The sequence below is a fragment of the Cellulomonas algicola genome (assembly GCF_003851725.1).
GTDB classification, from domain to species: Bacteria; Actinomycetota; Actinomycetes; order Actinomycetales; family Cellulomonadaceae; genus Cellulomonas; species Cellulomonas algicola.
This window is the reverse complement of record NZ_BHYL01000193.1, coordinates 1-13645: the sequence shown is the minus strand read 5'-3', so window position 1 is coordinate 13645 and position 13645 is coordinate 1. Positions and strand designations below refer to the sequence as shown.

Here is a 13645-nt window from a genome sequence, read left to right as displayed (position 1 = left end):
GCGCCGCCGTCCTCGGCCTCGCCGTCGCGGCGGGCGCCGCCGCCCTCACCGCGGTGCTGCTCGGCGTGCGCACCGCCGAGCTCGCCGGCACGGGGGCATGGCGCGTCGAGTCCGCCGTCGAGCTCGGCGTCACCGCGGTCGGCGCGCTGGTCGCCGCGTGGCTCGCCGCCTCCGCCGGTGTCGCTCTCGTCTGCTCCGTGGCCCGGGCCGTCGGCGCCTCGTGGCGGACCGGCGAGCACCTCGTGCAGCGCTGCGCGCCCGTCGTCGTGCGTCGCGTCCTCGTGCTCGCGATCGGCGCCGGGGTCGGGCTCGCCGGTGCGACCGGTGCGAGCGCAGCGACTCCCGTCGCGCCGGACGCACCCCCGGCGGTGAGCAGCATGTCGTCCGACCTCGGCTGGGCGCCCACGTCGCCCGGCGACGCCCGGTCCGGGCCCCACAGCGCGACGCACGGTGGTACCGCGACAGCGGCGCCGTCGGCGGGCGCCCCGGACACGCCCCACGAGCGGGCCGTCGACGCGGACGCCGCCGGACGCACGGCCTCCACGTCGCAGGGCTCCAGCGCCGCCTCGGCGGCCCACGACGCGCCGTCACCCGGCGAGCCGTCGCCCGGCGAGTCGTCGCCCGGCGAGTCGTCGCCCGACGCACCATCGCCCGACGCACCGGCCTCGACCTCTGGCGCCGCCACCGCCCCGGCACCCTCGTCGGCGGCGACAGCCCTCGCGAACGCGTCGCGCGACCCGCACGTCTCGACGGGATCCGCACGGCCCACCGGACCGACCGCTCCGTCCGCTGGTCCCGCCGCGGCCGACGCACCGACCGGCGGCTCGCGCACCGCGTCGTGGTCGTCGGCACCCGCGGGCGGCCTGGAGAGCGGCAGCGGTGCGACGCCGCGCTCCTCCGCGACGCCGGCAGGCACGACCGTCGACGCCGGCTCCGTCGTCGTGCAGCCGGGCGACACGCTCTGGAGCATCGCGGCACGCCACCTGCCCGCCGGCGCCGACGACGCTGCCGTCGCCGCGGCCTGGCCCCGCTGGTACGCGGCCAACGTCGACGTCGTCGGCGCAGACCCGGACCTCCTGCTGCCCGGTCAGGTGCTGGCCGTCCCGACGACCGACGGGACGGTGGCCCCGTGAGCGCCGTGACGATCGAGGCGACCGCCGTCGAGCGCGTCTTCGTCCGGGCCGACGCCGACGGCGACCCGCCGTCCGCCGCACGTCCCGCACCGCGTCTGTGCGCCGCCCCCGCGTCGCCCGCCCGCGCCAGGACCACGCCGGACGCCGGGCACCGTGACACCACGAGCGCCAACCACGGGCTCGCCCGCCCCGGGTCCACGCCGGACCCCGCGCACCATGACACCGCGAACGCCAACCACAGGCTCGGCCGCGCCGGCAGCCCGACGGACCTCGACCACCGCGACACCGCGAGCGCCGCCAGCGCGCTCGGCCGCCCCAGCAGCCCGACGGACCCCGCCCACCGCGACACCGCGCGCACCGTCCGGGCGGCAGGTCCGCGGGCACGGCTCGTGCGCACCGTCGAGCCCGCCGCGCCGGTGCGGGCGACAGGTCCCCGGCACGTCGTCCCGCCTACCGTCGCGCACCGGCTGGACGTGCTCCGCGTGCAGGACCGCTCGCCGGTGCTCGACGCCGCGGACGAGGACCGCGGTGCCGTCCCCGCGCACGACCCCGGGGTGCTCGCGGGCCGGATCGCGCTCGCGACCGTCGAGGTGCTCGGAGGTCGCCGGCCGATCGGTCAGCTCGCGCGGTGGCTCACGCCGGGCGTGCTCGACGCGCTGCAGGTGCGCGCGGCGCTCACGCTGCGCGTGCGCGGGACGTCGGGTCGGGCGCCGCAGGTGCGCCGCGTGCGCACGTCCGCGGTCGACGAGCACACGCTCGAGGCCGGGGTCGTCGTCGAGGACGGTGCGATCGTGCGGGCCGTCGCGCTGCGGCTCGAGACCCACCGGGGCGCGTGGCGCGCGACGGTGCTCGAGGTGGGCTGACGGGACGGCTGGCCCGACGGGCGCCGGTGGACTGACGCGACGGCACGCACGCTGCACGCCAGCGCCTCGCGCCGGTGGCACGGCGACCCGGTGCGCCACGTGCACGACAGGACCGGCCGTCCCTCAGGGGCGGCCGGTCCGGTCGTGCGTCGTCAGTTCTTGCGCTGCTGGCGCTGCGCCTTGCGGCGCGCCTCGCGGTTGCTTCCGGCGGCGGGTGCGTCACCGGACTGGCCCGCGGCGGGCGTGCCGCCGTCGCGCTTCGTCACGGTGCCGGCGTCGCCGTCGACGGACGGGGCCGAGTACTGCAGCGGGACGCGACGCTCGGGCCCGTCGAGGCCCTTCGCGACGAGGCGCCCGGCCGTCGGACCGTCGGCGACGGTCCGCGGGCCGGCAGCCGGGGTCGGTGCGGGCCCGGCGGCGGCAGCGGTCTGCGCGGCGGAGTCGGCCGTGACGACGGGGGCTTCCTCGGTCGGCGCGACCTGCACCTCGAGGTTGAAGAGGTACCCGACCGTCTCCTCCTTGATGGCGTCGGTCATCGCGTTGAAGAGCTGGTAGCCCTCGCGCTGGTACTCGACGAGCGGGTCGCGCTGCGCCATCGCGCGCAGGCCGATGCCCTCCTTGAGGTAGTCCATCTCGTAGAGGTGCTCGCGCCACTTGCGGTCGAGGACGGAGAGCGTGACGCGCCGCTCGAGCTGGCGCATGTTGTCCGAGCCGATCGTCGCCTCGCGGTCGGCGTAGGCGTGGTCGGCGTCGGAGAGGATCTCGCGCTCGACGAGGTCGCGCGTCAGACGCTGGGCGCCGCCGGCCTCCTCGACGACCTCCTCGGGCGTGATGGTCACGGGGTACACGGCCTTGAGGGCGGTCCACAGCGCCTCGAGGTCCCAGTCCTCCGGACGGCCCTCGGCCGTCGCGCCGCCGATGTAGGCGGACAGGACGTCGTTGCGGAAGTGCTTGACCTGCTCGTGCAGGTCCTCGCCCTCGAGCACCCGGCGCCGCTGGTCGTAGATGACCTCGCGCTGGCGGGACATGACGTCGTCGTACTTGAGGACGTTCTTGCGGATCTCGAAGTTGCGCGACTCGACCTGGGCCTGCGCGGACTGGATGCCGCGCGTGACCATCTTCGACTCGAGCGGCATGTCCTCGGGGAAGCCGGCGCGCGTCATCATCGACTCGGCGAGGCCGGAGTTGAAGAGGCGCATGAGGTCGTCCTGCATCGACAGGTAGAACCGGGACTCCCCCGGGTCGCCCTGACGGCCGGAACGACCGCGCAGCTGGTTGTCGATGCGGCGCGACTCGTGGCGCTCGGTGCCGAGGACGTAGAGGCCCCCGAGCTCGACGACCTCGTCGTGCTCCGCGGCGACCGCGCTCTTGGCCTTCTCGAGCGCACCCGGCCAGGCGGCCTCGTACTCCTCCGCGTTCTCGGCGGGGTCGAGCCCGCGCGCCGCGAGGTCGGCGACGGCCATGAACTCGGCGTTGCCGCCGAGCATGATGTCGGTGCCTCGCCCGGCCATGTTGGTCGCGACGGTCACGGCGCCCTTGCGGCCGGCCTGGGCGACGATCGCCGCCTCGCGCGCGTGCTGCTTGGCGTTGAGGACCTCGTGCGGGACGCCCTGCTTGCGCAGCTTCGAGGAGAGCAGCTCGCTCTTCTCGACGCTCGTGGTGCCGACGAGGACCGGCTGACCCTTCGCGTGCCGCTCGACGATGTCCTCGACGACCGCGTCGAACTTGCCGTCCTCGCTCTTGTAGACGAAGTCCTTCTGGTCGATGCGCTGCATCGGACGGTTCGTCGGGATCGGCACGACGCCGAGCTTGTAGGTGCCCTGGAACTCGGCGGCCTCGGTCTCGGCCGTACCGGTCATGCCCGACAGCTTCGAGTAGAGGCGGAAGTAGTTCTGCAGCGTGATCGTGGCGAGCGTCTGGTTCTCCGCCTTGATCGTCACGCCCTCCTTGGCCTCGATGGCCTGGTGCATGCCCTCGTTGTAGCGGCGGCCGGGCAGGATGCGGCCGGTGTGCTCGTCGACGATGAGGACCTCGCCGTTCATCACGACGTAGTCCTTGTCGCGCTTGAACAGCTCCTTCGCCTTGATGGCGTTGTTGAGGAAGCCGATGAGCGGCGTGTTGAGCGACTCGTAGAGGTTGTCGATGCCGAGGTAGTCCTCGACGCGCGCGATGCCCGGCTCGAGGACGCCGACGGTGCGCTTCTTCTCGTCGACCTCGTAGTCGCGCTCCGGCTGCAGGCGACGCACGACCTTGGCGAACTCGCCGTACCAGCGGTTGGTGTCGCCCGACGCGGGGCCGGAGATGATGAGCGGCGTGCGGGCCTCGTCGATGAGGATCGAGTCGACCTCGTCGACGATCGCGAAGTTGTGGCCGCGCTGGACGAGCTCGTCGACGCTCCACGCCATGTTGTCGCGCAGGTAGTCGAAGCCGAACTCGTTGTTGGTGCCGTACGTGATGTCGGCGGCGTACTGCTCGCGACGCTCGGCCGGCTGCTGCTGCGACAGGATGACGCCGGTCGTCAGGCCGAGGAACCGGTAGACGCGTCCCATGAGCTCGGACTGGTACTCGGCGAGGTAGTCGTTGACCGTGACGACGTGCACGCCCTTGCCGGACAGCGCGTTGAGGTAGGCCGGCGCGGTCGCGACGAGCGTCTTGCCCTCACCGGTCTTCATCTCGGCGATGTTGCCGAGGTGCAGTGCGGCGCCGCCCATGAGCTGGACGTCGAAGTGCCGCTGCCCGAGCGTGCGGCGCGCGGCCTCGCGCACCGCGGCGAACGCCTCGGCGAGCAGGTCGTCGAGGGTCTCGCCGTCGGCGAGGCGGGCGCGGAAGCGGTCGGTCTCCTCGCGGAGCTCCGCGTCGGACAGCGAGGTGAAGCTGTCCTCCAGCGCGTTGACCTGCTGGGCGATGCCGGACAGCTTCTTGAGGACGCGGCCCTCACCGAGCCGGAGGACCTTGTCGACGATCGTGGGCACGCGCACTACTCCCGACGTGTTCTCGCCCCTGGCACGCGCGGCGTCGGAGCGGCTGGCTGACCGGCCGCGTGGCCGGGCCCGACCATGCTAGTCGGCCCGGTCGAGGTCCGGGGCCGAAGGACGACGACCGCGCTCGCCAGGAGCACGGCACCGACGGCACCGCCGAGCCCGAGCCGCTCGTCGAGGAGCAGGACCGCACCGACCGTGGCGGTCAGCGGCTCGAGCAGCGCGAGGAGGCTCGCGGTGGTGGCCGGCACGGTGCGCAGCCCGGTGAAATACGCGCCGTACGCGGTCGCGGTGGGCACGATGGCGAGGAACGCGAGCAGCCACCAGCCGGTCGCCGAGTCGGGCGCACCGACGGGGTCGCCGAGAACGGGCGCGACCGCCGCGAGCAGGATTCCGCCGAGCGTGAACGCGAGCGCGGTGGTCGGGAGCGGTCCGGCCTGCGGGACGACGCGGCGGCCGAGCCCCGTCATCGCGGCGAACGACGCGGCCGACACCAGCGCGAGCAGCACGCCCGCGAGCGGTGCGCGTCCGGTGCCGCCGCTCGTGCCGACGAGGGCGAGCAGCCCGGTGAGCGCGAGGACCGTCGCGAGCACCGTGGTCCGGGATGGCGGGCGACGCGTCGCGACCGCGGTGCCCACCGCGACGAGCACCGGCGCCCCGCCCAGGGCCACGAGCGTCGACGTCGCGACCCCCGCGCGCTCGACCGCCGCGAAGTAGGCCGCCTGGTACGTCGCCGCGAGCACCGCGGTGGCCGCGACGTGCCCGACGAGCGCGCGGCTGACCCGCACGCCGCGGAACGCGCCCAGCAACGCGGCCCCGACGAGCAGCACGAGCCCTCCGCCGAGCAGCCGGTACGCCGCGACGGCGACCGACGGAAGATGGCCGCTCTCCCCCGCGGCCGCCCCGGCGAGACCGCCCGTCCCCCACAGCAGCCCCGCGAGCGCGACGAGCGCGAAGTCGGCCCGGCGCATCACGCGGCGTCGGCCGTGGCGTGCCGCAGCGGCGCCGCGAGGTCGCCCCGGAGGGTGCCGTCGGCTGCGCCGACGACGACGTCGTCGAGGCCGAGCCAGGTCGCGACGAGGCGCAGCTCGGCCGCGAGCGCGTCGACCGTGCCGGCCGGCAGCCGCTCGGTGCCCGGGCTGGCGTGCGCGGCGACGACCCGCAGCGCACGTGCGGCGCGGTCCGCCTTGAGGTCCACGAGCGCGGGCAGCTGCTCGCCCATCAGGAACGGGAGCACGTAGTAGCCCCACACGCGCTTGGGCTCGGGCACGTAGATCTCGATGCGGTACCGCAGCCCGTACAGCTCCTCGAGGCGACGACGCTCGAAGACGAGCGGGTCGAACGGGCTGAGCAGCGCCGCGCCACGGGCCGAGCGCGGGAGGGTCGCGTCACGGTGGCGGAAGACGGGGCGCGCCTCCCACCCGGCGACGCGCACGGGCACGAGGACCCCGTCCTCGACGAGCTCGGCGGCGGCGGTCGCCGCGAGGCGCTGCGAGATGCGGAAGTAGTCGGCCAGGCAGCCGAGCGTGCCGATGCCGTGCGCGCGCGCGGAGATCTCGACGAGCGCGCGCACCGCGGCCGCGTCGTCCGGCTCGGGCTGTGCGAGGACGTCGGGCGGCAGGACGCGGTCCGCGAGGTCGTAGCGGCGCTCGAACGCCGCGTTGCGCCCCGCCGACGTGACCTCGCCGGTGAAGAACAGGAACTCGAGCACGCGCTTCGCGACCGACCAGTTCCAGCCCCACTCGTCCCGCGACGTCGGGTGGTCGGCCTCGAAGTGCACCTGGACCTCGCTCGCGGTGAGCGGGCCGGACGACGCGAGCAGCGTGCGGATCTCCGTGAGGGCCGGCGCGTGCTGCAGCGGCACCTGCGCGATCGACCCCCACGCCTCGGTCGCGTACGTGCGCTGGCGCCAGCCGAGCAGCCGGAACGTCTCCGGCGGGACGTACGACGCCTGGTGGGCCCACGCCTCGACGAGCCGGCGCGGCGCGCGACCCGATGCGCGGTCCAGCAGCGCCGGGTCGTACGGGCCGACGCGCGAGAACGTCGGCATGAGGTGGGCCCGGGCCAGCACGTTCACCGAGTCGATCTGCAGGAGGCCGAGACGGTCGACGACTCGCTGGAGGTGCCGCATCGTCGCGGGACCGGTCCGCTCCGGGCGCGGGACGTCGAGCCCCTGGGCGCGCAGCGCGACACGGCGCGCCTGCGAGAGCGACAGCGACTCGGTGGGGGCGGGGAGGCCGGCGGGAGGCACCGTCCCATCATGGCGGTGACCACCCACGCGGCCCGTGACCCGCCCGGCACGCGACGACGCCCGGCCCTCACGGGGAGAGCCGGGCGTCGTGGGACGCGGGGTCAGCCGCCGACGACGGCGGACGCGGGGGCGTCGGTGCGCACGGCGGTGTCGAGCTTGATGACGCCGTAGCTCCAGCCGCGGCGACGGTAGGCGACGGCCGGCTGCGCGGTCTCGGCGTCGATGAAGAGGTAGAAGTCGTGACCGACGAGCTCCATCTCGTAGAGCGCGTCGTCGACCGTCATGGGCAGCGCCTCGTGGACCTTCTCGCGGATGACGACCGGCGAGTCGCCGAGCGTCGTCTCCACGGCGCCGTCGACGGGGGCGGGTGCCTCGGCGGGCTCGGGGACCTGCTCGAGGGGACGCACGTCGACGGGGGTCAGCGGAGTGTGGTTGCGGTGGTCCTTGCGACGGTCGCGTGTGCGGCGCAGGCGTTCGAGGAGCTTCCCGAGCGCCAGGTCCAGTGCCGCGTACCGGTCGTCTGCGCACGCCTCGGCACGGATGACGGGACCCTTGTCGACGACGGTGAGCTCGACGCGCTCACAGCTGCCCGACTGACGAGGGTTGGCCTCGTGCGACACGAGGACGTCGATCCGCTGTGCGCGGGGGGCCAGCTGCTCGACCTTCGCGAGCTTCTGCTCGAGGTGTGCCCGGTACTTCGGGAGCACCTCGGTGTGCCGGCCTGCAACCACGATCTCCATGTGAGCCTCCTGGGAGGTCTGGGGCGGCTCGCGCCACCCGGCGACATGCTTCTGGTCTGCCCCGGGGGACAGTCGGGCGGCGTCACCTCCTCCCGCGCTGCGGGTCGACCTCGACTGCTTCGAGGTCGGGGGCTCCGCTGCGCCGTCGGCTCAGGCACCCACGCTAACCCCGGTCCCGGGGGTGGGACCAATCGCCGCCCGACCGGCGGACGACGAACCGGACGAGCCGCGCGAACCGGTCACCCGCGGGCACCTCTCGCGCCCGGTGCCGGGGTGGACGCCACGGTCAGGCACGCGACGACGAACCCGCCCGCCGCCCGCACGGCCGCCGCCGAGGCCGCGACGCTCGCCCCCGTGGTGAGCACGTCGTCGACCAGCAGCACGTCGCGTCCGCCCAGCACGCGGCCGCCGCGCGCGACGCGCACCTGGCCCAGGAGGTTGCGCGCCCGGGCCCGCGCCCCGAGCCCTGCCTGGTCCTGCCCGCCCCGGCGGCGCAGCACGGGAGCGCGGCAGGCGACGACGCCCGCCTCTCCCAGACCCCTGACCGCGGCGCGCGCGAGGTCGTCCACGAGCCAGCCGCCGCGTCGCCGGCGCGCCCCTGCGGTGGAGGGCACCGCGGCGACCACGAGCGGTCCGGGGCGCGACCGAGGGACGTGGGGTGCGACGGACCGCGCGGCCCGGGCGACGTCCGCGGCGAGCGGGCGCGTGAGGTCGAGGCGCCCGCCGTCCTTCCACGCCACGACCGCGTGCCGCACCGGTCCGACGTTGTCCGCGAGCGTCCAGACGGGTAGCAGCGGGCGGCCGTCGAGCGGGTCCAGACGTCCGGCGCGCTGCTCGCACCGCCAGGGCGGACCCGCGAGCGCGGTCCGGCACGCGGCACACCAGGCGACGTCGACCGCACCGCACCCGGCGCAGGCGACGGGGAGCACCAGCGCCGCGAGCTCCTGCGAGACCCGGGCCGCGTGGCGACGGAGCGTGCGACCCGTCGGCCCCGGTGCGCCGCACGGGCCCGGTCGCCGCGGGGCAGTCGCGACGGGGGTCGGCGGCCGGAGGGCGGCGGACGGGAGGGGCGGCGGACGCGTCGAGCGCACCGGTGTCGCGGGCACGGGGACAGCACACCGGACGCGGACGGACCGGCGGGCGCCCCGTCTGCGCGCGGTGGAGGACGTCCGTCGGCTCGGGGGCTGTGGACGGCTCGGCGCGGGCGTCAGCCCGGGAGGGACGGGTCGCGCACGCCCGCGACGTCGGGGACGCGCACCCAGGTCGTGCCGACGAGCCGCAGCAGCGTGCCGTCCGCCGTCGCCGCGTACGGCGTCCGACCTCCCGCGAGCGACACCAGCCCGGACGCGCGCGGCAGCGTCGTCGTCTCCCCCGCGAGCGGCACGACGTGCACGACGCTCTCGCCGCCCTCGGTCGCGAGGACCCCGAGCGTCGCCTCGTCGAACCACACGACCGACGACGCCGCGGTCAGCGGCGTGCCGACGCGCACGACCTCGCCGATCGCCTGCGGGACGCCGTGCCGGTCGCGGGTGACGGCGCCCAGGTGCACCGCGACGCCGTCGTCGCCCGTCGACACGAGCGCGACGCGCACCCCGTCGCGCGACACCCGCACCGAGCGCACGGTCCGCCCCTCGAGCGCGGGAGCCGCGACCTGCACGGCCTGCGCCGGGGCCTCGCCCGTCGCCCGGGACGCGAGCACCGCGACGATCCCGGCGCCGACGTCGGTCGTCCACGCGTAGCCGTGACGGTCCACCGACGGCGCCGACAGCGCGCTCCCGGTGTAGAGCGTCGTCCCGGGGTCGTCCTCGGTCGGTACGGTCACGAGCGAGCGCCCGTCGGACAGCACGACGCGGACGGTGCCGCCCTCGTCGCGCGCGGGGGCGCTCGGGTCCGGCACCGTGAGCGGTCCGAGGCCGTCGACCGGTGCGGGACCGTCCGTCCCCACCTGCACGAGGGCACCGTCGAGCAGCACCTCGGGTGCGACCGCGGGCCCCTCGCCCGAGCGCAGCGACGCCGCGCCGTCGAGGCTCACTCCCCCCGCGGTCACGTCGACGGACGACACACCGGGCAGGGCGAGGAGCGACTGCTCGATCTGCGCGAGCAGCAGCGGCCGGTCGGCGTCGAGCAGCTCGGCCGTCCGCGTCGTGAACAGCCCGACGTGCGCGACACCCTCCGCGTCGACGCTCACCGCCTCGGGCTTGAGCTGGACGCCGTCGGGCAGCGCGGTGTGCACCGCGTCGCGCAGCCACGGCGACGGACCGGCGAGCAGCGCGCTCACGACCGACGTCTCGCGGCTCTTGACCGGCAGCCAGCGCTGCTCGGGGACGAGGAACGTCTCGTCGGGCGAGAGGAAGTAGATCGACGTCTGACGGAAGAACACCTCGAAGTCGTCCGTCGGCACGACGAGCCCGTCGGGCGCCTCGGAGATGCGCCACTGGCCCTCGTCGTCCTGCACGAGCCCGAAGGTCACCGACGACTCCGCGCCCGCAGGCGCCTCGGCGTACCGCCCCTCCCGGTCGACGCGTGCGACGACCGGCACGTCGACCTGCACCTGGCCGTCGCCCAGGTCGCCGAACTCGAGCGCACCGGACACGACGACGCCCGCGAGCGGCTGCCACTCCGCGCGCGCCTCGCCCGCGAGGTACTGGCGCGCGACGACGAAGTCGTCCCGGAAACCCGCCGAGCCCGCGACCAGGAAGCTCTCGACGATCTCGAGCGGCGCGGCGTCGGGTCGCGGCCCCTCCGCGAGGACGTCGATGTTCGACGGCTCGTCGACGCGCCCGTCCCCACCCTGCTGCACGGATCCGGACGTCGGGATCGCGGTGCACGCCGCGAGGACCAGCGTCACGACGGCCGCGGCCGCGGCGGCCACGCCACGACGCAGGGCGCCCCTCATCGCGCGGCCCCCTCGCGGTCGGGGTCGGCGGGTGCGACGTGCACGGACACCGCGCGGATGCCCGTCGGCGACGTCGCGGTGCCGACCGGCCCGTCGAGGTCCGGCAGCGCCGCCGGGTCGGTGCGCGGGCGCGAGGCGGCGTCGAGCACCGGGTCCGGCGCGACGGAGTCGTCCGGCACGAGCGGCAGCGGGGATGACGCGAGCCGGATCCCGGCGCGCCGCGGCAGCGTGAGCCGGAACGACGCGCCGCGCGCGGGCCGTCCCCAGGCCTCGAGCCAGCCGCCGTGCAGGTGCGCGTCCTCGAGCGAGATCGCCAGTCCCAGGCCCGTCCCGCCCGTCGTGCGGGCGCGTGCCGGGTCGGCGCGCCAGAACCGGTCGAAGACGTGCTCGGCCTCGTCGGCCGTCATGCCGACGCCGTGGTCGCGGACGGTCACGGCGACCGCGTGCGCGTCGCCCGCGACCGTGACCTCGACCTGGGTGCCCTCGGCGTGCTCGATCGCGTTGACCAGGAGGTTGCGCAGGATCCGCTCGACGCGGCGGGGGTCGATGTCGGCGACGCACCGGTCCTCCGGGACGACGACGCGCAGCCACGAGCCGCGCCGCTCGGCGAGCGGGCCGGCCAGGTCGACCGCACGCACTACGACGTCGCGCACGTCGCGGCCCTCGACGTCGAGCACGGCGGCGCCCGCGTCGAACCGGCTGATCTCGAGCAGGTCGGCCAGCAGGTCCTCGAACCGGTCGAGCTGCGTCTGGAGGAGCTCGGCCGAGCGCTTCGTCGCGGGGTCGAAGTCGTCACGCGCCGCGTGCAGCACCTCGCCCGCCATGCGGATCGTCGTGAGCGGCGTGCGGAGCTCGTGCGACACGTCGGACACGAACCGCCGCTGCACGGCGGACAGCTCCTCCATGCGGTGGATCTGGTCCTGGAGGCTCTCGGCCATCTCGTTGAACGAGTGCGCGAGCGTCGCCATCTCGTCCTCGCCGCGTTCCGGCAGGCGCTCGGACAGGTGCCCGTCGGCGAGTCGCTCCGCGACGAGCGCGGCCCGGCGCACGGGGTGCACGGTCTGCCGCGTGACGAGCCACGTCATCGAGCCGAGCAGCAGCACGAGCACCACGCCCGCGAGCGCGAGCGTGCGCTGCAGGAAGTCGAGCCGGTCCTGCTCCGCCTGGAGGCTGTAGAGGAAGAACAGCTGGTAGCGGCCCACGACGGGGACCTGGACCTCCTGGCCGACGACGATCGCGGGCTCGACGCGTCCGTCGTCCGTCTCGACGCCGACCGACTGCCAGTGCTGCCCACCCTCCGCGACGGCGAGCTGCAGGTCGTCGCTCACGACGTCGATCAGAGACCCGTCGGAGGCGGCCGCACCGCCGGTCACGGGCGACGTCTGCCCCGGCGCGCGCAGGAGGAAGACCTCGCGCTCGCCGGACGTGCCGGTCCGCTGCGACTGCGCGACGTCGCGCAGCAGCCGCCGCACGTCCGGGCCGAGCGTCGCGTTGGACGAGGCGAACGTGTCCTGCGCCTGCTGGGTGCTCCGGGCGCTCTCGTCGAGCACCTGGTCGCGGCGCGCGTCGAACAGGCCGTCGCGCATGCGCTCGCCGACGTAGAGGCCCACGCATGCGAGCGCGACGAGACCGATGACGAGCGTGGAGGCGATGACGCGGAACTGCAGCGACCCGCGCCACGCCCGGGGCCAGGCGCGCACCCGTCGCAGCGTCCGGGCCCTCGTCAGGCGCCAGACGCTGTTCACGCGCGGCACGGCGCAGCCCCGCCCGACGTCACGTGGGCGTCACGCCCGCCTTGTACCCGACCCCGCGGACGGTCACGACGATCTCCGGCTGCTCCGGGTCGTTCTCGATCTTCGAGCGCAGCCGCTGGACGTGCACGTTCACGAGGCGCGTGTCCGCCGCGTGCCGGTAGCCCCACACCTTCTCGAGCAGGACCTCGCGCGTGAACACCTGCCACGGCTTGCGCGCGAGCGCGACGAGCAGGTCGAACTCGAGCGGCGTCAGCGAGATCGGGCGGCCCGCGCGCGCGACGCGGTGACCGGGCACGTCGATCGTGACGTCGCCGATCGACAGGTGCTCGGGGGCCGGCTCGTCGCTGCGCCGCAGACGCGCGCGCACGCGCGCCACGAGCTCCTTGGGCTTGAACGGCTTCGAGATGTAGTCGTCGGCGCCGGACTCGAGGCCCAGAACGACGTCGACCGTGTCGCTCTTCGCCGTGAGCATCACGATCGGCACGCCCGACTCGGCGCGGATCTGGCGGCACACCTCGTTGCCGTCGCGTCCGGGCAGCATGAGGTCGAGCAGCACGAGATCGGGCTGGGTCGCCCGGAACGTCCCGAGCGCCTCGTCCCCGTCCTCGCAGAAGACGGGCTCGAAACCCTCGGAGCGCAGCACGATGCCGATCATCTCGGCGAGCGCGGTGTCGTCGTCGACCACCAGCACACGTCCCTTCATGCGCCACATTGTGGCACCGCCACCTGTCGATCCAGGACGGGTCCCCCCGGACGGCCCACAGATCACCCGCACCTCCACCGGCGGCGAACGGCGACGTGGCACGATGGGCGTCGCCCGGGGCCATCCCTCGAGCCGCACACCAGCCCGAGGAGGCAGCGCTCCGCATGACGAGCCCGCAGGACGACGCGCCCCGCCCGCCGGCGTGGGCCGCACCGGGCGGCGGTCAGCCGAGCCCCGGCCCCGGCGTCCCCCCGTCCGGCCCGCCCGCACCCCCCGCACCACCGGCGCAGTGGGGCGCGAGCCAGGGCGGCTGGGGCGCCCCCGTGC

Annotated in this window: 10 protein-coding genes; 2 read left to right on the top strand and 8 right to left on the bottom strand. The window is 75.3% G+C overall.

Annotated features, from left to right (window positions below; translation table 11 throughout):
• Window positions 1–1133 (top strand): LysM peptidoglycan-binding domain-containing protein (locus CTKZ_RS12675; RefSeq protein WP_124343288.1); only part of this gene is annotated, 1133 nt, incomplete at its 5' end.
• Entirely contained in the window at window positions 1130–1996 is an 867-nt protein-coding gene (locus CTKZ_RS12670; RefSeq protein WP_124343287.1) for an Rv3235 family protein, read from the top strand. The genes CTKZ_RS12675 and CTKZ_RS12670, both read left to right, overlap by 4 nt.
• Before the next feature lie 152 nt (window positions 1997–2148).
• Here the strand turns inward: CTKZ_RS12670 and secA are convergent, their stop codons facing one another.
• From secA to mtrA, 8 genes are all read right to left on the bottom strand, one after another.
• Complete coding sequence (gene secA / locus CTKZ_RS12665) at window positions 2149–4968, bottom strand: preprotein translocase subunit SecA (protein ID WP_124343286.1); 2820 nt, start codon at window positions 4966–4968, stop codon at window positions 2149–2151.
• 5 nt (window positions 4969–4973) lie between these two features.
• A complete protein-coding gene (locus CTKZ_RS12660; protein ID WP_225916729.1) occupies window positions 4974–5945 on the bottom strand; it encodes a DMT family transporter in 972 nt (323 codons plus the stop codon).
• Window positions 5945–7225 (bottom strand): winged helix-turn-helix domain-containing protein, encoded by a 1281-nt coding sequence (locus tag CTKZ_RS12655; RefSeq protein ID WP_124343284.1) that lies wholly within the window; start codon window positions 7223–7225, stop codon window positions 5945–5947. The genes CTKZ_RS12660 and CTKZ_RS12655 overlap by 1 nt, the downstream gene beginning before the upstream one ends.
• Before the next feature lie 101 nt (window positions 7226–7326).
• Complete coding sequence (gene hpf / locus CTKZ_RS12650; RefSeq protein ID WP_124343283.1) at window positions 7327–7965, bottom strand: ribosome hibernation-promoting factor, HPF/YfiA family; 639 nt, start codon at window positions 7963–7965, stop codon at window positions 7327–7329.
• Between the two features lie 239 nt (window positions 7966–8204).
• A complete protein-coding gene (locus CTKZ_RS12645; RefSeq protein ID WP_124343282.1) occupies window positions 8205–8894 on the bottom strand; it encodes a ComF family protein in 690 nt (229 codons plus the stop codon).
• A 278-nt stretch (window positions 8895–9172) separates the two neighbouring features.
• Window positions 9173–10861, bottom strand: a complete 1689-nt coding sequence (locus CTKZ_RS12640) for an LpqB family beta-propeller domain-containing protein (RefSeq protein ID WP_124343281.1) — start codon at window positions 10859–10861, stop codon at window positions 9173–9175.
• A complete protein-coding gene (gene mtrB, locus CTKZ_RS12635; RefSeq protein ID WP_235843470.1) occupies window positions 10858–12561 on the bottom strand; it encodes an MtrAB system histidine kinase MtrB in 1704 nt (567 codons plus the stop codon). Before mtrB ends, CTKZ_RS12640 begins: the two co-directional genes overlap by 4 nt.
• A gap of 73 nt (window positions 12562–12634) precedes the next feature.
• Entirely contained in the window at window positions 12635–13318 is a 684-nt protein-coding gene (gene mtrA, locus CTKZ_RS12630) for an MtrAB system response regulator MtrA (RefSeq protein WP_124343279.1), read from the bottom strand.
• Between the last annotated feature and the right edge of the window lie 327 nt (window positions 13319–13645).